This window comes from Desulfovibrio piger, from assembly GCF_012843875.1.
Classification (GTDB): Bacteria; Desulfobacterota; Desulfovibrionia; order Desulfovibrionales; family Desulfovibrionaceae; genus Desulfovibrio.
In genome coordinates, this window is the sequence record NZ_JABAFY010000049.1 from 1 (window position 1) to 18,026 (window position 18,026).

Consider the following 18,026-nt stretch of genomic DNA (forward strand, 5'->3'; position numbering starts at 1 on the left):
ATGTGCCGCCATATGGTCTCTCCTCATTGTAAGTGAAGAGATTATAACATACTTTTGAATTTGACGACACTATCTAGAAAACAATTATTAAAATAAGAACATCTAGTTACGATTATTTCTTATAGATGCCGCGATCTCCAGCCGTGTCCTGAGCAGATCACTGCCGAAATCCGCTTTCGCGGCCTTTTCCGGCCTGGCGACATACCAGGCAAGTTTCGCCAATGACCACGCGTCACAAACGTCTGACGTCAGCTGTTTTTCAGGCAGCTTCAGCAAGTCCGGGCACTCTTTTCCAGCGCGTTCCATGACGCTTTCCTTCCCTGCCCTGCCGTCTCCCGTGCCGAATTTTTTGTTCACGGTGGGGGCCACAAAAATTGGGATACCGCCAAAGACATCGAGCAGGCCGGCCTTGAGGATGCCGTTGAACTCGGCAAGCGTGTAGGCACGGTGGACGCTCCCGAAGGAGTAGTCCTCGTAGGCTATGGCGGCTATGGAGAACGCCGACAGGAAATCGCGGATGCCGGACGCCTGGGCAACGTGGCGCCAGATGTCGTAGGCCTCTTTCCCGGGGCTAAAAAAATCACGTCCGTTGACCGCGGCCACCAGCCGCCCATCCCCGTCCAGACAGACGACGCCGGTATTGCGTGACGAGGGGTCGATGCCGACAAATATCCGATTGGCATCAGGCTCCATGCGCGCCCCCCTGTACGAACTCACGTTTCGCACCGGCGCCGTGCCAGTAGCCGCGATTCCCGCACCGGAAGCAGTACCAGTCATCGTAGGCCTGTTCCCAGGCCATGGCACCACACTTGCGGCATGCGGTGTACGGCGTGCGGTCATGCACCTTCCGCGCCGTGTGCCGTCTGTGTATGCGCTGGAAGACACCTGCGAGCCTTTCACGGTTTTCCACCTCTCCATCAGCTAAAGTGTCTCCAGGCTCGCATGTATCCCTACACACTGTCTCGCACTGTTCTATGCACGAATTTGCATATTGTGCGGCAACTGTTTTCTCTACCAATGCAAAGCTCCTAAACAAGTATGGCGAAGTCAGACAGAGATTGTCCGCCATCCGTTACTTGTTTAGGAGCTTTGCAACAATATAAGTATATTAACCTGTGATCGAGGTGATGCCGGCCATGAAGTCATCGTAGGACTCGTTGCAGTCCTTGTACTTTTTCACGCGCCGGAACATTTCCTCATTGGCGCAGGCAGGCATGCCTTTTTCGTCAAGATACAACGCAGCGCCCAGGAGCTTGTCGAGCCATAAGCCATGTTTGCTGTTGATGCGCTTCACATAGTTGATATGCCCGCGCATGATCTGCCGGAGCTTTCCTACTTTCATGCCGTCGAACATGAAGTCCCTGAGCTGGATACCCTCCTCGGACATGAACCGGTCGGCCGTGCACTGCCCCCCGAACAGGCACCAGTTGAACAGGATGGCCCGCAGCCTGTCGACGACGACCAATTCCACGCGGGCTTCGGCATTGAGGACGACGCCGAGGAACTTCTGGTTCTTCACCGGATTGGAGTCCGTGATGCAGTTCCATTTGTGCGTACGGAACCCGCCGCTCCTGAACGTCTCCCTGACGAATGACTTGAATTTGTCCGTGAATCCTTCCGGAACCCCGTCATGCAGGAAAAGCGCGATATTGTCACAGTAGCGGACATAGGTCGCACGCACATCCGGGAACTCCGATCCAAGCCATGCCCTGATCGGTGTATCGAAATAAAAATGCCCGACGATGTTCGAGATCGCCGGGCTCACGGGGCTTCCCTGCTGAAGCGTACAGCGCCCTTCCCTCCTGACAACACAGTATCTGCCGACCAGCCTGGCTCCGAGCGTGCGGAACCCGCATCCACGCAGGCACTCCTCGATGTGCCGGAGCGTCACGTTGTCGTAATACTTCCTGATGTCAAAGGTCACGAGCATCCTCGCATGGGGGATCTCCCGTATCCGGTCCGTCGCCGAGACTCCGGTGCGGTATGCGAGGGCGCATTCGTTGCCTGGAAGCGCATCGAAGAGCGGCTCCACAAGCGTGGTCAGCCTGCTCTGGATGACTTTCAATGCCCTTCCTGATTTGTACACGGTACGGTCACCGAGCCTTATCTTCGTCTGAAGTTTGTCCCTCTCCCGCAAGGCATACGACAAGGTCCCCGTTTTCAGACCAAGCACAGCGGCAAGATCGTACCAGTTTTCAATGTGGCTGACGGGATTGGCCGCCCCACCGGTGATATGGGTTCTCGTTATTTCCACGACGTTTTCCCTCATAGGATGGAATGTTTTTCCGAAGTGTTCGCACTGATAGCCCGTTCGATATCCGGCATCTTGATATCCAGATTACCGAGTACCGAATGTAATCTTCTCTGATTCTCCATCTTAGGAATTATCTTGCCGAAATAGATGAGATCAATAATCTCAAGATCATGTATTGATATTTTTGGTTTTCTACTCCTTGAGTATGTCACACCATCAAATTCAATTCCGTATGGTTTAAATCTGTATCCGTCGAAATTAAGCGGAATTACAAGATACTTGTCCATAGAAAAAATTATGAATCTGTCTCTGACTTCATCTTTCAATGACCTTACAAATCTCCATGTCACACCTTTCGCCACGGTAAAAACAGGACTAAAATCAAGAACGCTGTCCTTGTTTTTTTTCATACATATCAACATCTATGAATGTAAGTGTTATTTTCTTTCTATTTATCCTTCCTTCAAAATCGTCTGCATTAAATGTCACTTTTGTGTAGAGCACATTCCTTTCATCATTTGATGTTGTTCCCAAAAATATATTTCTGCACGATTCGAACCTTACAAGCCTCGTCTCAGGCTGTTGTTCATCAAGACATATGTCGATTGACTGGAGCATGGGATCACCTCCGTTTAGTATTTTGTTGTACAAGCCCATTGCCATCACTTGCTTATAACAAGCAATCGTTGAAAAGACGGATTCCCGACGGACAATCTTTCCCCAAATATCTCCAAAAATCCGGGAGTTGCCATGTCCACAGCAAAACAGCATTCCGCAGCAAAACAGCATCCCATCGTTGACCAGCGCACGGACCGGTCAGGCGCGGCGTTTGTCAAGATCGCCAAACGTCTGGACGACCAGGATCTGGCCGAAGCCGCCATGAACACCCTTTTCAGCATGGAGCGTCCGGAGCCGCTGGACAAAACGGCGAGCTTCCCGACAGACACGCCTGAAGACACCATACTGAGCCGCATCTATTTCGAGGGGCAACGCGAGAAGATCGCAGCCGACCTGGCCGGGAAGATCGATGAACGTCTCAGGACCTTCGAGATCCTGCACGACGTGAGCGTCAACGCCGCCATGCGCCCCCTGGAGAAGAAGGCCGCCGCCGTCCCCGTGATCCATGAACTCCTGCCCCAGTGCAAAGTTGCCTGTGAAAGCGAGCTGGTTCAGGCCGGCAAGGATTTTTCCACCGGATACCGGCAGCTCTCCGGGCGTGACAGGGTGGCGTTCGCCAAAAATTTCCTGAAGGTGGCGTCCGAAATGGGAGCTGACGTTCCTGACGAGGTCAGGCTGTACACCGGAGTACATGTCGTCCCGCGTGAGGACATGGCCGAACAGATCCTGCTGCGAAAGGTGGCCATGGACAGGATGGGTGAGGACAGCTCCGGCTATGCCGTCCTTGCCTCAGAACTGCGTTCCTGTGATGTGACGGCGTTTTCCAGGGACGACCTCATGAAACTGGCCGGGGCTGTCTGCCTGGCCGACGAAGCATGCGGTCTTGAGCGGGGAAGGTTCAGCCGGAGCATCCCCGATGCCTGGCACAGCGTCATGCGCCTGAAGACGGCCGGGGAACTCGCGTCTGAAGCGAAGATGGCCGCCGATGACGGACGCAAAGCCGAGGATGTGGCCAGGGCCATGGACAAATCCGACATCATCGGCCGCTTCGGCCCCGGAGTGCTGGAAGAGGTTGAAGATGGGGATGGGCGGATAGATACGGAGCGCCTTGCGGAACTCCTCGAGCTCTTCGGCGGCGCGCGCCCGACGGAGACCGAAGAGACGGAACGGGAGAGGAACGGCGATGCCCAGTGAGACCACGGCCCTCATGCGGGAACGCGACCCCCTGCTGGCCGCGCATCCCTTCGACATCTACCTGGCATGCGACCACGTCTTCGAGAGTGACGCCTGGCTCTCGTGGGAGCCGGAGACCCTGCTGCTTGAGCTGCGCTCCGATGTTTCCGACGCCGCCGTCGACAAGCTTCTTGCCGTGCAGGCCGTGGCCGCCAACAGCGGGGCCGTGTTCGAGTCAGCCGCCGCCTTCGAGAAGACCGTCAACGCCTTCGCCAACAACATCTGCGTGATGGACGTCATCCAGCCGCCGGAAGTGGAAGAGATGTGTTACGCCGTCGACCAGATCATGAAGATCTTCCACGCCGTCCACGGTGACATGGCTTGCGGTTTCACGGGCGAGGTGCCCGGCTATGTGGCGAGCGTCGCCCGCTTCCGCGACTGGACCATCCTGCCCAAAAACCTGGCCTTCGCCCAGGACATGCTCGACGAGCTCACAGGGTTGCGGAAAGATTCCAGATTACGGAAGGAGCACGGACACATCCTCGACGTCATCAGCGATTTCGCGAAGAATACGAACAAGGCCGACGCCGAGAGTTTCCTTGCCGACGACAGTATCAGGATGCTGGAGACCGACACGGAAGCCACGCTGCTCGTACGCCGCATGATCGGCGCCCTGCTCTACGATCCTACACTGCCTTACGCTCGGACGGATAATGCGACAGGTACAGACTGATTACACGGTCGCCGAGATGGCGCAGAAACTGCTGCGCCTTCAGGGGGAGCCGTATTCCCTGCGCAACTATCCCATGTTCGTGCGGGTATTCGATTCACCACACCCCAGGCGCGTCATGCGCTCCGGGCGCCAGGTGTCGAAAACGACAGTGATCGCTTCCGACATCATCACGCGCGTCACGACGTCCCCCTACAAGCAGGTCATCTACTGCAATTCGTCCGCGGCACAGACGGCCTCGTTCTCGACATCGAAGCTGAACCCCATGCTGCAGCAAAGCCCCTATGTGTACCACAACCTGCTGAAGGGGAAGGGGATCATCGACAACGTCTACAACAAGTTCCTGTCCAACTACGCCGAGATCATCATGAGCTACTTCTCGGAATCGGCCGACCGTGTCCGCGGACGTTCCGGGCAGGACATGTACCTCGACGAAGTCCAGGACATGCTCTGGGACGCCATGATCGACGCCGAGGAATGCCTGTCGGCGGCCCCAAGTCCGCGCTTCACCTATGCCGGGACGAGCAAGAGCCTGAACACGCCTCTGGAGTTCCTCTGGGGGGAATCAACGCAGAATACCTGGTGCATCAAGTGCGAGGGCTGCAATACATGGAACAGGCCCTCGCACGAGAACATCGGCCTGAGGGGGCTCATCTGCAAGAAATGCGGCCACGCGCTCGACACGTTCTCAGGCGTATGGATACCGTTCAATCCAGGCACGGAGGACAGGAAACCTTTCGCCGACGGCTACTGGATACCGCAGATCATCATGCCCATGCACTGCAACTCCGAAGAGAAGTGGAAGCGCCTTCTGGAAAAGCGCGAGGTCTACTCGGAGGTCAAGTTCGACAACGAAGTCATGGGCCTGCCCAACGGCGAGGGCACATCGCCCATCACGCCGGAGATGGTACGGGCCATGTGCATCCCCTCCCTGCCCCTTATGGACAGGTTGTGCCCCGAGAACGGGAGCGGCGCCAGGTTCATCGTCGCCGGCATCGACTGGGGTGGGGGTGGCGTCCTGGGCGTGAGCCGCACCGTCCTCAGCATCTATGCCTGCTACCCTGAGCAGCCCCTTTACAAAAAGATCTTCGGAAAGATCTACGGCGAGGGGGAGCCGGCCAACCATGTGGACGACATCGCCATGTGGCTTGTACGGTTCGGCGTCCACATGGTCTGTGGCGACCACGGCGGCGGCAACTTCGCCATGTCGGCCCTGTCCGGCAAGATACCGGCCCACATGCGCCTTATCCCGATCATGTATTCCGATGCCTCGGCCCCCTACAAATGGGATGAGAGGTCCATGCGCTATACCGTCAACAGGACGGCGATCATTGACGCCTTCTTCATGGACATGAAAGCGGGCTATGTCCGTACGTTCCGCTGGGAGGAGTTCGAGCCGTTCGCCAGGGACATCCTGAATATACGGCAGGAGGTCATCGGGGAAGATCGCGGCGTGAGCAAGCGTGTCTGGCGGCATGGTCCGGCGAATCCTGACGACTCGCTCCACAGCATGGTCTTCGGCTGGTTCGGATGCAGGGTGTTGAGCGGTCGCATGGGATTCACGGCCACCGTCTGACGACCGGCTAAAAACAAAAGACCTCGACGTATTTGGGGCCGGTACAACAGTATTGTCGTACCGGCCCCTCTGATTTTCGGACCGTTCTGTATCCTCTTGGGATCACAGAGGCGCCAGGGCGAAGGCTGTGAAGCCGGAGCCTGGTCGCCGTCGTGATCCGAAGGCCGGCAGGTGTCGCGGTTTCCGCGACCATGGTATGGCAGTACCAAAGCAACGATCCGAAAGCCTGTTCACGGACATTTCCTGTGTGCGCATGCACCACGGCCGTATAAGCTCGCGCAGATGTCCCGCAGGGACTCGGAGCGGCTTAATCGGCCTGGACTGAACATTGACCGGGTTTCCCGGCCCGCACGTTCCCGAGGGATCCGTACTTGCGAAATGCCGTTGATGTATTCCATGTTTCCTGTGCTCCATCCAGGTCGGAGGATCTGAAGTTCCCGATCGCTCCGCGATCAGGGACCTTGTGTGGACAGGTTTCCTGTCCAGGCCGAACGGCTTGCGAAACATTGGATTACATACGGGAGATGGAGATCACATGGTTGAGGTTGCACAACGAGCTTTTGCCGCCGCGTACCTCGGTGACTTCCACCCACCCGTCCTTGAAAGTGATGCGACCGGAAAGGATCGCACCATTCGCCAGGTAGACACGCACCTCTTTGCCCTCGAACTTTTCAGCCAGACGGGAAAAGGTGTCTTCTGATGTTTGTGCTCGCACATTCACCTCATTTGTCCACCATGCCACGAACGTGGAATGACCGGCAGGCTTCCTGTCATTCCGTCTTCTTATAACATGGATACGACGATTTTTTGACTATTCGACGTTGCCATGCGTATCCCCGTAATTGGGGCCCTTGCCGACATCGTACTTCCACTGCACGGGTAACCAGGGAGCACGCTGTGCCGTATTCTCCATGATGATCCTGTCCAGCTCCTTCTTGACCCCGTCGTTCCCCTTGGGAAGCTGGAAAGGAAGCGAGTCGTGGACAGTAAGCAGGACACGTCCGCCAAGCGGAAGGAGCCATTTTTGCAAATCGATCAAGTTCGACATGACGAGGTCTGAAGACGTCGTCTGGATACGGGCATTGACGCCCTGCCGTTCGAACCGTGACATCTGCGACCGGCTGAACGCCGCGATGGCGAAACGTCTGAGCCTGCCTGTGTACGTCCAGGTGAATCCGTACCTGCGGATCATCCTTTTTGTCTCTTCGATATACTGACGCACGCCTGGATACGTCTCGAAGAACTTGTCCAGATACTCCTGGCATTGCTCAATTGATTCATCAATACGGAGCTCACTCCATAATTGCTGTTTGAGCCTGTCAGGACTCATACAATAGATTGTGCCGAAATTCACTTTCTTCGCAAGCTGACGCTTGCGATACTGGTCAGTCGTTTTGTCTTCCTTGTGCTCCTTGATATCATCATATGTATATTCGGAAATACCCGCAGCAGTAAGACAGTGTAGGTCTTTCCCGTGATTGAAAGCTCCCGTGAGAGCTTCGTCCTTACTGTACCCCGTCAGCACACGCATCTCAGCGTTGCTGATATCAAGGTCATAGAGTTCATAATCATCACTGTCAGGTATGAACAATGCCTTGAGATTCAGGTTCGCTTCCTTGAGTGCGAACGGGACGTTTTGCAGGTTCCTTTGTGTTCGATACGGGTCGTTACTCCGTACCCGCCTTTTTCAAGGCTGCCGGACATTCCTGCCCGGAGCAGACTATATCATCAAGGGTTTCTCTATCCGCACCCTTGCGACGCGCTTCCACCCACTTGAGTGTACTCTCTTTCGAGATAGTCGTTACACCTTTTCGCCGTCAGCTTGTTACTGCCAGCAAACTTGGCTCGGTGTTAACCGGTCTGGTCCTTCACCGAATTCACGTCGTTTTACAACCCCTAGCAGGGCAGAGGGTTGGAACTGCTCAGACGATACGTCGCCGTGCCTATCTGGTTGAACTTCGCATGGATGCGTCCATCATACCGGCTCATGTCGAGCCAGTTGTTGATGTACGTATGCAGGCATTTGTCCAGCTTGCGGTAAACCAGCAGGCTGCCCAGAAACGGCAGGTCGAACCGGTCCGACAGTTCTTTGATGGTCTCGGCGTCCGTGCTGGGCGCCCCGGAGTCCGTACTTTTCAGTACGGGCAGTTTCATTTCGTTGAAGAGGATCTTCCCCAGATCAGGCGCACTCGAACTCGGGTTGAACTTCCGCCCGACCTCCGTGAACATGACGTCCTTTGCTTCGGCTATCTTCTCCACCAGGATGTCCCGGTAGGACTTCGCCTTCTCACGATCCAGCCGTACGCCGTGGTATTCCATGTGGGCGATGCACTCGCACAGCGGGATGGTGATCCTGTCCATGGCCTGGCGGCATGTCAGCGCCGGTACCTTGCGGCCCAGGGATGCCTCCATGTTCCGTACGCGGACGATGTCCCGGACGAAGTCACCATTCTGTGCCTCGCAGATCATGCGCGTCGTCAGGGCGTCGATGGCGGCATATCGCAGCAGGATACCGATATCGGCATCCTCGTACGAGTGCACGCGCAAGTCGTCCGGTATCTCCGGCGCCGGGATGCGGGCCTCTTCCGGCAACTCCTCCTGCGGGACGTTCGCGAGCAGCTTCGCGACGGCCTGCTGGTACTTTTTGGGGATGACCATCTCCCCCCTGAACTTGCGACGTTTCACCTCATGCAGCCCTGTGGTGTCGGCAAGAGCGAGATACCCTTCCGTCACCCAGTCGCTGAGCAGGGAAAGCCGCCGCTCCCGGTCAAGGCCGACCCACCAGTCGACGACCGCCTTGTCGGAGCGCCGTTTGTGCTCCGCGAGCAGCTCGTCCACCCCGGCATCCTTGGCGCCCCAGACTTCCTGAAGATGGGCCTTCAGCTCTTCCTCGTACTTGCCCATGCTCGGGAAGCGGTCACGGGTGATGTCCTTCAGGCTGTACTCCCCCTTCTTGTCCTCATCGAGAACATGCTCGGCGAGCATAACGTCGTATCGGAGCGGGCCGACATCCAGCCCATAGTGGTATTTGAGCCACTGGATATCGAACTTGGCATTGGCGTAGATCAGCGCCACGTCGGGGCTGGAAAGCACTTCCTCCGTCTTCTTCCGGATCGCTGCGGACTCGTCCGCGGTGAACGGGACGGCCCGGTGTTCGAAGGGATACGCGAGGCCGGTATTCCTGGCCCAGGACATGGACACGGCGATGACCCTGTCCTCCCGCACATGGGGCGTGAGGGACGTCGTTTCCGTATCCACCGACAGGCCCAGGGGACGCCCCGTCTCCTTCTTCCGCGCAGCCGCGACCTTCAGGACACCGTCCAGAGCTTCAAGGATCGCTCCAACCGTCGTGGGCGTGCTGATGTCCATTTCCGCATCGGTCATGCCATCCCTGGCCAGAGTAAAGGCTTTTTCAAGGTCCTTCTGGAAGGTCGGCACCAGGCCTGGGGATTTGGCCACTTCGACCACATGGTAGGTGGCGACGACCGGCACCCTGGCGCCGTCGCCGCGTGTGAAGTGGTAGATCCCGCCGCGCATGTCCCGCTGGTTTCCCTTGAATTCCAGGGCCCTGAGGGCATCAGCGCCCATGGCCACGATGACCGCGGGAAGCGTGCGGTCGATGCGTTCACGCAGGTACCTTGAGCAGCGTTTTATTTCCTCGGCCGATATCTGGAATTTCTTCTTTTCGTAGTCATAGGCCGGGCTGCACTGGCACGCATAGGCGTAATCGATGAGCAGCTGGTCTCCCGGGCTCCTTTTGCTTTGCATCGTCTGGATGAGCTTCCTCAGCAGACTGCTGTTTTTCCCCATGAAGGCCCCGTTTTTCACGTCGGTCTCCAGGGGATATCCCCCCACGAAGAGGACATCCGGTTTCTGGAAATGCGCGGCCGCCATCCGCGGCCTGCCGCATAGGGGACATTCCTGACAAAGTGCTGGTACAGACATGAATTTCCTCCTGTCTTCGCAAGAATTGTCCTTCGGTGGACAAAAGTTTAGCGCCCGGATTTCGCCGGGCGCTTCGTATGGTCACAGGGAAAACTGAAGGTCCTCCGATGGCGCGGCTCCCGGCCGCATCCGTGTGTTCCTGATATCATTACCGGAACCATTTAGGGAACCATTCATGGAATTTCTTACGTCACATTCTGGTGTACAGTCATAGGCATCAACAGGTATTTCCTGACTGGCATAATCAATGCTTCCATTATCATTTCTTTTCCATCTACCGTTTCCATTTCCTTTTTTAGCATCGTTTCCGGCTCCTCCATTATTTCCCCTATTATTTCCACCATTATTTCCTCCAGAGAATCCGGAAAGCATTCTTTCTTGCTGCTCATCAGTAAGAAGATATGCGGAGTTGATGACAGAATACCTGGAGGAATGCTTTATGTCTCCACGTCCTAATGTTTCTACGATATATTTATGGTCATCAGGTGTGATATCCGTGATGACATACACATTTTTTGCGATTGATTCCCTCAAGGCGGCTTCCGACATGTTTCTGTAGACGGTCGTACGAAGGAGTGTCTGTTTGGCATCACGCCAGAATATGACTATCCATTTCTTTTCGGGAAGGATCTTCACACCACAGCCGGAGTTGTTCAGGATGTGGAAATCCCCGCTCATGATGAGAGCCTTGGGCGAAGAGAAGCCGGCGATATTGTCGTCCAGCATCGTCTTCACTCCCTCCGAATAGAGTACGGCGTTGAGGATCTCGGACTGGAAATCCTGGTAGTTCAGGCTTTCCAGAAGCGCCCGGTTGTTGTCGACCATGCAGCGGAACATGTTCACGGCGTCGAACCCAAGGAAGTCGTACACCACGAGCGCAGGCAGCAGCGAGTTCACATACCGGCTCGTCACCTTCGTGGACGTCTCGACCCGGGAAAGCTTGCCACGCAGGTCGAGCATCCTCCGGCAGAGTTCCGGAAGGTGGGAGAGCATGCCTGTGGTTATCCCCGTCCTGATGCGCTGTATCTGGGTGTCCGTGAACCTGTCGGCGATGTAGTCGCCGATGTTCCGCCGCTGGAGGTCCTTCTGCGTGTAGATGACCACCACACGGGTCAGGAACACCGGGTCTGACGACATGTTGATGGCCGCCATGATGACGGGCATCTGCAGGAAGTAGTCCGCCCGCTGGTCAGCCGATGAGCCGCCTCTGGACATGCGTGCGCCGCCTGTGGGTATCGAGAACATCATTTGCTGGATGTCCGCCACCCTCGAGCTGTGCGCGTTGTCCTGCCTGGCCTCCGCCTCGTCGAGACTGAGGAGCAGGGCGGTCTGGTCCATTTCCTGGTAGATCCACGCCGCCGTCGCGTCGGAAGAGTACTTGGCGGACTCCACGATGTACGGGACATCGTAGCCTGAGCTGCCGTAACCGCCCAGAAGGCCGCGTACGAGGCTCGTTTTGCCCGATGTCGACTCACCGGTCAGGAAGGTGATGTTCACCATCCCCATGGCTCTCTGGATCGGCAGGGAGAGTATCCACGCCGCCAGGTAATCGCGCATCACGTCATGATGCTCGAATTTCCAGCCATCCAGGATATCCCGTACCTGTCCGAAGAGGGAGCGCAGGTCCACCTGCGTACCGGCGTAGAGCTCGGCCACGTCCTCCACCTCGGACCACTTCTTGCCGGGGTGCAGCGTGAAGAGCAGGTTGCCGTCCACAGCGCTGTTCACGAACTCCCATTCGATGGGTGCCCCTGATGAGGGGTTGAACTCCCCGCGGAACACCCGCGTCCCGTTGACGAAGTAGACATGCCTGTCCGCCTTGGCCCCGGGAAGGTCCGCGTAGTGGATACCCTGCCCGACGATCCGCAGCTTGCTGATCTGCCTGCTCTCCGACACCATGCTGAGCATGGTCCGCCGAAGCAGGAAGAGGATGTTCTGCTGGATGCGCTTCTGGTCGGTTATCTCGTCTCCCGAGCTCTTGCTGAGAAGCAGCGGGCTGCCGTTGAGAAGCTGCTTGGCCCAGACAAGCACGTCCTTTCCCAGATACTGGGAGAGAACGAGTTCCATGCCGGAATCGTTCATGGGGATGGACGCGGTCTCGAACTCCGTGCGGGACCAGAGGGTGAACTGGCTCCCGGCCTTCGTGGATTCGTAGTACACGACTTCGATATGCTCGCGCAGGGCATCCCTGAGCCGGGCCACGGCCCCGTCCACCGTATCCAGGGCGTAGATGGACGTGTTCACCTCCTGCAGCTTCTCGAAGTCGATGCCTTCCGACATCGTGTACTTCTGGATGAAGGTGAGCCTGTCCACCTGCTCGTGAACACAGCCGAACCAGTTCTTGACGGTTGCCGCCACGCCGGCGGTCAGCGAGTTCTCAAGGTTCTCTTTTCTGTTCCTGTCCTCCAGGGTATCTTCCAGGGCCTTGCACTGGTTCTCGACGTCCAGCCGCATGGCGGCTATCTCGGCGTCGCATTTGCGCAAGACCCAGTTGTAGGAGTTGATGAAGAAAGACGACCGCTCGTTGTACAGGTAATTGAACACACGGTCGTACCCCATGAGCTGTATGGCTTCATCGAGGTCGCCGCCAAGCATCTCCGCCGTCCAGCAGAAGATCTTGTAAGCGAGCGGCCGGTTGATGGAGTCGCCTATGAAGTTCTTTTTGTTGAGGAGAAGACGCTTGGCGACGTCATCGCCATTTTTGTGCGGCGCGTCCTGAACGAACCAGAGTGTGCGTATGCCGAGCTCACGCAGGAAGGACAGTCCGCTGTTGCCATTCCCGCCGATGGCGAAGATCATGAAGTCGTCACGGCCTTCCTTGAGCTGTGAAGCCATCACCGCTATGGCGTCGAACTCTCCTTCGGTGATGTAGGCGTTGGCGTCAGCCGAGCCTATCATCCGGTTGTAGTGGTGCAGGCCGAACACGCCGAGCTCCGCTATGAACGGGTCGTCGACGATGACGAATGCCTTGTCCGCAAGGTTCCTGACAACGTCATACGGCATGTCGGAACCTTTCGCGTATTTCGAGCAGACTTCTTCAGCATCCAGCCGCATCTTCCGTATCTTGAACCTTGAGATGCACCCCGGAGCGTTGTTGTAGTGAAAACACACGCCGCCATAGAACGCCGGGCCGGAAACCCTGTCGAAGTAGGTGTCGTACAGCGCATGGTTTTCCTGCTTCATGTACTTCTTCACATGCTCCGGCTTGGCGAAGATCCCCAGCGGCAGGCTGTACAGGCAGTCCAGAGGGATCTTCCGGCCGTGCACGAGATAGCGCATGGCGGGGAGCAGGTAGTCAAGGTGCCTCGGCTTGTCACGCACGAACTCCTGCATGACCTTGCGCATGGCTTCAGCCGCATCCTTCTTCATTTCCTGCTGGGCATTGTATTCGACAAGGTCGTCGGCCCCGTCCCCTATGATCTCCTGGATATTCAGCTCGGTGTTCAGCCAGGTGAGGGCGGCCACATAGGAGCTTTTCTGGAGCCTGGCCACAAGCTGCACGAGGTCAGTGACGACCTTGCCGCAGGATCCGAAGCACTTCCCGATGCATTTGTCAAAATTCAGGAAGAAGCTCGGTGTCTTGTCGTCATGGTACGGGCAGCAGCCCTTGATGGTATGTCCGTTGATGGACCATTTTCCGTCACGATTTATCCGCTGCAGAAGCGTGAGCCATTCCTGGGGCGTCACCTTCCGCCACAACTGCTTTATGTCCTCCGGTTTGAGTGCTTTTCCCTGCTTCGTCTTCTTCGTCGCTTTTCGTGCCATCAGTCTCTCCAAGCGCCGGACAGTCTTTCGCGAACCCGCAATATTTGCAGTATCGCGACGGCCGCGGCTCCGCCGTCCCGCTTTCCAGCAAGTCCAGATACCTTGAGAACAGCCCGTGGACCTGCCGGCGCAGGACAGGGAACTCTTCTCTCCTGAAGGGCTCGTCAAGCCTGATGTCGTTGGACATCAGGTAAGCGCAGCCTGTCACGACCTCCCTGAGCTCCGGCCGCCGCAACATCTCCGCGTACGCGTACATCCCGGTCTGGAGCCTGGTCGCCCTCTCCCTTTCTTCCGAGTACGCCTCGGATTTGTAGTCCAGTATCAGCAGTGTATCCCGGCGTTCTATCTCCAGATCGACGACGCCGTTCCATCCCGTGCCCGCCCAGGAGCAGTTTGGTACGGCATTTCCCGAACGGGTGATGCGCAGCCTCTTTTCCGTGTGAAACGTCGTGGACGCTCCTGCGAAGGCCATGACTCTCCGCAACACCTGAAGGGATGGTTCGCGCAGCATGTCCAGCCGCTCCAGCACGCGTGCGTCCTCTTCCACCTCATGTACATGGTTGAAAAAAACGTCGTAGCAGGATCGCCCGTCCCGTCCGAGATCGGCGCTGCTCCTGACGCTTTTCTCGAGCACCCAGTGGATGGCTTTGCCCGCACGAGTGTTCGTCAGGTCGGTGATGTCGGCCGCGGGCATGTCCTGTTCCTTGAGGCCCTTTCGGTAACGCAGGTCCCACTGTCGCGGGCAACGTTCGAGCATGGCCATGCGCGACCACGACGCGGGCAACGCGCCCTTATATTTTTCGAGCTGCCTGAACAGCCCGCCCAAGAGTTTGTCTCGCACTGTGGCTTCCTTCAGTGGCTTCCTTCAGCCCGCCGGGATTTCCGTTGTTTCGTCAAAAAGGCCGCGTCCTCATACCCTGGGGACGCGGCCTCGATAGAGTACCTGGCCTGCGCCTAGATGGCTTTTCGGTAGACCACGTAGGACTTCTCGGGCACGTTCACGTCCTCACCTGTGCGCGGATTGCGGCAGACACGGGCCTTTCGTGTGACCCGCTTGAAGATGTGCTTGCCCATGCGGCTGATGCCGTCCCGGGCCGTGCCTTCATGAATGCCCTCGATAACGGCGATGATGACTCCCTCGGCCGCCTTCTTCGTCAAATCGAAGCTCTCGGCCAGTCTGTCGACAAGTTCTTTTTTGGTCATTGTCTTTTCTCTCAATGGGTTATGGATTTAGATGGTCATGAAAGAACGCTCGGAGGCGTCCTCCTCTTCAGCGGAAGCGACGACGGCTTCCTGGGCCTGCGTCACAACGGCACCGGAGGAGGAAGCCGCCGGGGTCTCCTCAGGCGCACGCATGAAGAGCTTCTCCATGTAGTACTTGCAGATCCGCGTGTAATCAGAGGACTTGCCGGTCTCAGCGGTCCCTTCCTTGAGGGTGAACACCGGAGTCACATAGGTACCGCTGTAGTCGACGGTCAGTTCGATAAAGTAGTCACCGATGGACTTGCGCTTCAGACGGGCGACGTTCTTGGCGGTACGGTAACTGCGCTGCAGGGCGTTCCATGCGCCGATGGCCGTGCCGTGCAGGCGCATGAGGATGGGGATCTTGCGGTCCATGTCGAAGAAGGCCACGGTCACTTCCTCGCGGCAGCAGGGTTTGTTGCCGTCCTTCCACACGGCCTCCGGGCACACGACCTTGCGCTGGGGCCCGTTTTTTCCCATGACGATCTCGGCGCAGCAGGGGTTGAGCGGCACTTCAACGCGATCCGCCGGGACGATGCCGTCATTGGAGTAGCAGAGCAGCTTCTTGTCGGACGATGCCGAGTCGAAGTTGCCGAAATTGCGCATGGACGTCCCGACGATGGTGATAGGGGCGAGGTTGAGATGATCCGTGGATTCCTGGGTGGGGTCATTCTCGTCATAGATGACCAGGATCTTAGCCACATGGTCCTTCAGGACCTTGTTTTCCGTTACATGGCCGGGCTGGACGATCTTGATGTTGAAGGCGACGTCCAGCAGCGGAATCTCCTGACCGTCGATGACGGCAATGTCACCATCATCATCCTGCCGGATATCAAGGCCGCTGTAGTCCACATTCTTCAAAAAGCGGCCCTGCTGCGCTTTGACGAGAAGTTCTTTGCCCTGATCCTGTCCGGACACGGTTGCGGGTACATACATGGTGGTTTCTCCATTCAGTAAGTTTGTTGTTAAATAATGGCGCGACTCTCTAAAATATTCAGGATGGCGCGCATTCACCGCACATCTATACCTTATAACATTAAATAAACTTATATTTTTTCGAATATAAGTTTATTTCTGTAGCAATGAAATCCTGAGTTTGCTAATGTTGCAGGTATTCGGTGATACTTTTCATCAAAAATTCCTTTGTGGTTTGAGACCTCCCCCCTTCAGGGAGGGCCGATCCGCACGACCCCTGTTCGTCGGCCGCGGAGTCAGTCAGCGGACGGGGCGACTGTGGATTGAAACGGAGGGTACATGCAGGAAACACACGCCACTGAATCTGGCATTACGAAAAGAGCGGCCATTTTTTCTGAAGAAAATGGCTATATGCCGGATGACGGGAATACCTCCGCATGCGGGGATGGTGAAGGATACGAAGAAGGATACGAAGAAGGATACGAAGAACTGGACGAATGTCCGGAGAATGTGAGGACTGACGAAGGATACACCTGTGATGATGCGGACGATTTCAATGATTATGAAGTCTCAAAAGATGCCGTAAGCTCCGTCAGCATCTACAAAAAAATCCGTGAACGGCATTGCCGGTATCCGGAATACAACGGTCTTTCCGTGGACAGACTGCTGTATATCTATCATATCGTGGAAACTGACAGGAAAAAACGCGCCTGGCTGCGCGACGAGATCTTCCTGCGTACGTATTTCCTCATTCCGTACACCATCAAGAAAAGTTATTTCATGACCGCTGACCTGTTCAACGATGCCTCGCAAAACATGGCGATAAGCATCCTGCAGGCCATAGAAGCATTCCAGCCGGGCATCGGCTTCTCATTCACCAACTACCTCGTGGGGTATTTCCGTGGCGCCATCGCACAGTCGTTTCGTGAAACAAACATTGTCTCGATACCTTCGGCACGCCGCAAGATGCTACGTTCCGTCACTGAGAACAGCGGCGGGACTCCTGCTCATGAAACTGTCAGCCTTTCCGGTATTGAAAATCCCGTCGCTGACGACGAGAGCGGCACTGCGGATGCCGGGGACGAGCCCAAAAGCGTAGATGTGGAGATGCGGGACAGCGGTTATGCGGCGCTGGGGAACACGCCTGCCACAGCGACGCTGTTCGACGACAGCCTCGCCTACCACACACAGCGCGAAGCCAACTCTCACACCATTGACTTCGACGCGCTGCTGCATGACATCCAGCTCGTCGAATTCCTGGAAGATGCCATAAGCCCTGAAGCCGGCGTCCTGACCGACGACGAGCGACGTGTACTTGTCCTGCACAACGGACTGTTCGGGAACAAGGAGACGGTCTACAAGGACATCGCGAAATTGCGCAAAGCGGAAGGAAAGGGATGCGCCCCGAGCCGTATATCGCAGATACACACCTCGGCGATCTCGAAACTCAGGGGATACTTCAACTTGTGCGGACTTGAGGAATACTAGACAAATACAGGAAAATAGCAGAACGGCAAGATACAGGTATCCGGAACTACCATCCCGCGCAAAAGTGTGCTATCCTATGTCGTATTCCGGCTGGGGCACATCATGAAGAATGGCATAGCCGAATGGTTCAAGGACTTCGTCCGTCAATATGCTCGGAAAGGAGACATTATATAGACCACTGTCCGCGTTGCCGTGGACTCCGGAATTTGTTTGGCAGACGAGGAAGATAGGTAGGGCAAAAACAATCAGAACCACCCGCAAAGCGGGTGGTTTGCTCTGGCCCTGTAAGGGCCTGTTACCGGCTGCGCCTAAAGACGCTG

The 18,026-nt window shown here is 56.5% G+C and carries 15 protein-coding genes; 4 read left to right on the forward strand and 11 right to left on the reverse strand.

Going from position 1 to position 18,026, the window contains the following annotated elements; all coding sequences use genetic code 11:
• Window positions 1-102: 102 nt before the first annotated feature.
• The 3 genes from HF854_RS10315 to HF854_RS10325 all read right to left on the reverse strand — a co-directional run bounded on the left by HF854_RS10315 (window position 103) and on the right by HF854_RS10325 (window position 2,872).
• Window positions 103-693 (reverse strand): crossover junction endodeoxyribonuclease RuvC, encoded by a 591-nt coding sequence (locus HF854_RS10315; protein WP_168936203.1) that lies wholly within the window; start codon window positions 691-693, stop codon window positions 103-105.
• 415 nt (window positions 694-1,108) lie between these two features.
• Window positions 1,109-2,269 (reverse strand): reverse transcriptase domain-containing protein, encoded by a 1,161-nt coding sequence (locus tag HF854_RS10320; RefSeq protein WP_168936204.1) that lies wholly within the window; start codon window positions 2,267-2,269, stop codon window positions 1,109-1,111.
• A 366-nt stretch (window positions 2,270-2,635) separates the two neighbouring features.
• On the reverse strand, window positions 2,636-2,872 hold the full coding sequence (locus tag HF854_RS10325; RefSeq protein ID WP_168936205.1) for a hypothetical protein: 237 nt from the start codon (window positions 2,870-2,872) through the stop codon (window positions 2,636-2,638).
• A 132-nt stretch (window positions 2,873-3,004) separates the two neighbouring features.
• Between HF854_RS10325 and HF854_RS10330 the strand changes: the two genes are divergently transcribed.
• The 3 genes from HF854_RS10330 to HF854_RS10340 are packed head-to-tail and all read left to right on the forward strand — an operon-like array spanning window position 3,005 to window position 6,351.
• Window positions 3,005-4,066, forward strand: a complete 1,062-nt coding sequence (locus HF854_RS10330) for a hypothetical protein (protein WP_168936206.1) — start codon at window positions 3,005-3,007, stop codon at window positions 4,064-4,066.
• Window positions 4,056-4,778 (forward strand): hypothetical protein, encoded by a 723-nt coding sequence (locus HF854_RS10335; protein WP_168936207.1) that lies wholly within the window; start codon window positions 4,056-4,058, stop codon window positions 4,776-4,778. Before HF854_RS10330 ends, HF854_RS10335 begins: the two co-directional genes overlap by 11 nt.
• On the forward strand, window positions 4,759-6,351 hold the full coding sequence (locus tag HF854_RS10340) for a phage terminase large subunit family protein (RefSeq protein WP_168936208.1): 1,593 nt from the start codon (window positions 4,759-4,761) through the stop codon (window positions 6,349-6,351). The genes HF854_RS10335 and HF854_RS10340 overlap by 20 nt, the downstream gene beginning before the upstream one ends.
• Window positions 6,352-6,862: 511 nt before the next feature.
• Here the strand turns inward: HF854_RS10340 and HF854_RS10345 are convergent.
• From HF854_RS10345 to HF854_RS10370, 7 genes are all read right to left on the reverse strand, one after another.
• Entirely contained in the window at window positions 6,863-7,066 is a 204-nt protein-coding gene (locus tag HF854_RS10345; protein WP_168936209.1) for a hypothetical protein, read from the reverse strand.
• Window positions 7,067-7,162: 96 nt separating this feature from the next.
• Window positions 7,163-7,993, reverse strand: coding sequence for a DNA polymerase (locus tag HF854_RS10350; RefSeq protein WP_168936215.1), 831 nt, complete (start codon window positions 7,991-7,993; stop codon window positions 7,163-7,165).
• A 254-nt stretch (window positions 7,994-8,247) separates the two neighbouring features.
• Entirely contained in the window at window positions 8,248-10,296 is a 2,049-nt protein-coding gene (locus HF854_RS10355; protein ID WP_346765654.1) for a DNA polymerase, read from the reverse strand.
• 81 nt (window positions 10,297-10,377) lie between these two features.
• Window positions 10,378-13,983 carry a CHC2 zinc finger domain-containing protein gene (locus tag HF854_RS10360; protein ID WP_346765656.1) on the reverse strand — a complete coding sequence of 1,202 codons (3,606 nt, stop codon included), beginning with the start codon at window positions 13,981-13,983 and terminating at the stop codon, window positions 10,378-10,380.
• The gene (locus HF854_RS12740; RefSeq protein WP_346765655.1) at window positions 13,937-14,902 is read right to left on the reverse strand and encodes a PD-(D/E)XK nuclease family protein; all 966 of its coding nucleotides are present in this window, start codon (window positions 14,900-14,902) and stop codon (window positions 13,937-13,939) included. The genes HF854_RS10360 and HF854_RS12740 overlap by 47 nt, the downstream gene beginning before the upstream one ends.
• Window positions 14,903-15,015: 113 nt before the next feature.
• Entirely contained in the window at window positions 15,016-15,264 is a 249-nt protein-coding gene (locus HF854_RS10365) for an HU family DNA-binding protein (RefSeq protein ID WP_168936212.1), read from the reverse strand.
• A gap of 27 nt (window positions 15,265-15,291) precedes the next feature.
• A complete protein-coding gene (locus tag HF854_RS10370; RefSeq protein WP_168936213.1) occupies window positions 15,292-16,239 on the reverse strand; it encodes a hypothetical protein in 948 nt (315 codons plus the stop codon).
• A gap of 318 nt (window positions 16,240-16,557) precedes the next feature.
• On the opposite strand from HF854_RS10370, the gene HF854_RS10375 reads away from it, so the two are divergent.
• Window positions 16,558-17,706 (forward strand): sigma-70 family RNA polymerase sigma factor, encoded by a 1,149-nt coding sequence (locus HF854_RS10375; RefSeq protein WP_168936214.1) that lies wholly within the window; start codon window positions 16,558-16,560, stop codon window positions 17,704-17,706.
• A gap of 69 nt (window positions 17,707-17,775) precedes the next feature.
• On the opposite strand, the gene HF854_RS12540 is transcribed toward HF854_RS10375, so the two are convergent.
• The coding region (locus tag HF854_RS12540) for a hypothetical protein (RefSeq protein WP_205906102.1) at window positions 17,776-18,026 on the reverse strand (251 nt) is incomplete at its 5' end.

Bases quoted from the DNA above. Each gene is read 5' to 3' on its own strand.
- HF854_RS10315 (WP_168936203.1), bottom strand. From the start codon at position 693: ATGGAGCCTGATGCCAATCGGATATTTGTCGGCATCGACCCCTCGTCA.
- HF854_RS10320 (WP_168936204.1), bottom strand. From the start codon at position 2,269: ATGAGGGAAAACGTCGTGGAAATAACGAGAACCCATATCACCGGTGGG.
- HF854_RS10325 (WP_168936205.1), bottom strand. From the start codon at position 2,872: ATGCTCCAGTCAATCGACATATGTCTTGATGAACAACAGCCTGAGACG.
- HF854_RS10330 (WP_168936206.1), top strand. From the start codon at position 3,005: ATGTCCACAGCAAAACAGCATTCCGCAGCAAAACAGCATCCCATCGTT.
- HF854_RS10335 (WP_168936207.1), top strand. From the start codon at position 4,056: ATGCCCAGTGAGACCACGGCCCTCATGCGGGAACGCGACCCCCTGCTG.
- HF854_RS10340 (WP_168936208.1), top strand. From the start codon at position 4,759: ATGCGACAGGTACAGACTGATTACACGGTCGCCGAGATGGCGCAGAAA.
- HF854_RS10355 (WP_346765654.1), bottom strand. From the start codon at position 10,296: ATGTCTGTACCAGCACTTTGTCAGGAATGTCCCCTATGCGGCAGGCCG.
- HF854_RS10365 (WP_168936212.1), bottom strand. From the start codon at position 15,264: ATGACCAAAAAAGAACTTGTCGACAGACTGGCCGAGAGCTTCGATTTG.
- HF854_RS10370 (WP_168936213.1), bottom strand. From the start codon at position 16,239: ATGTATGTACCCGCAACCGTGTCCGGACAGGATCAGGGCAAAGAACTT.
- HF854_RS10375 (WP_168936214.1), top strand. From the start codon at position 16,558: ATGCAGGAAACACACGCCACTGAATCTGGCATTACGAAAAGAGCGGCC.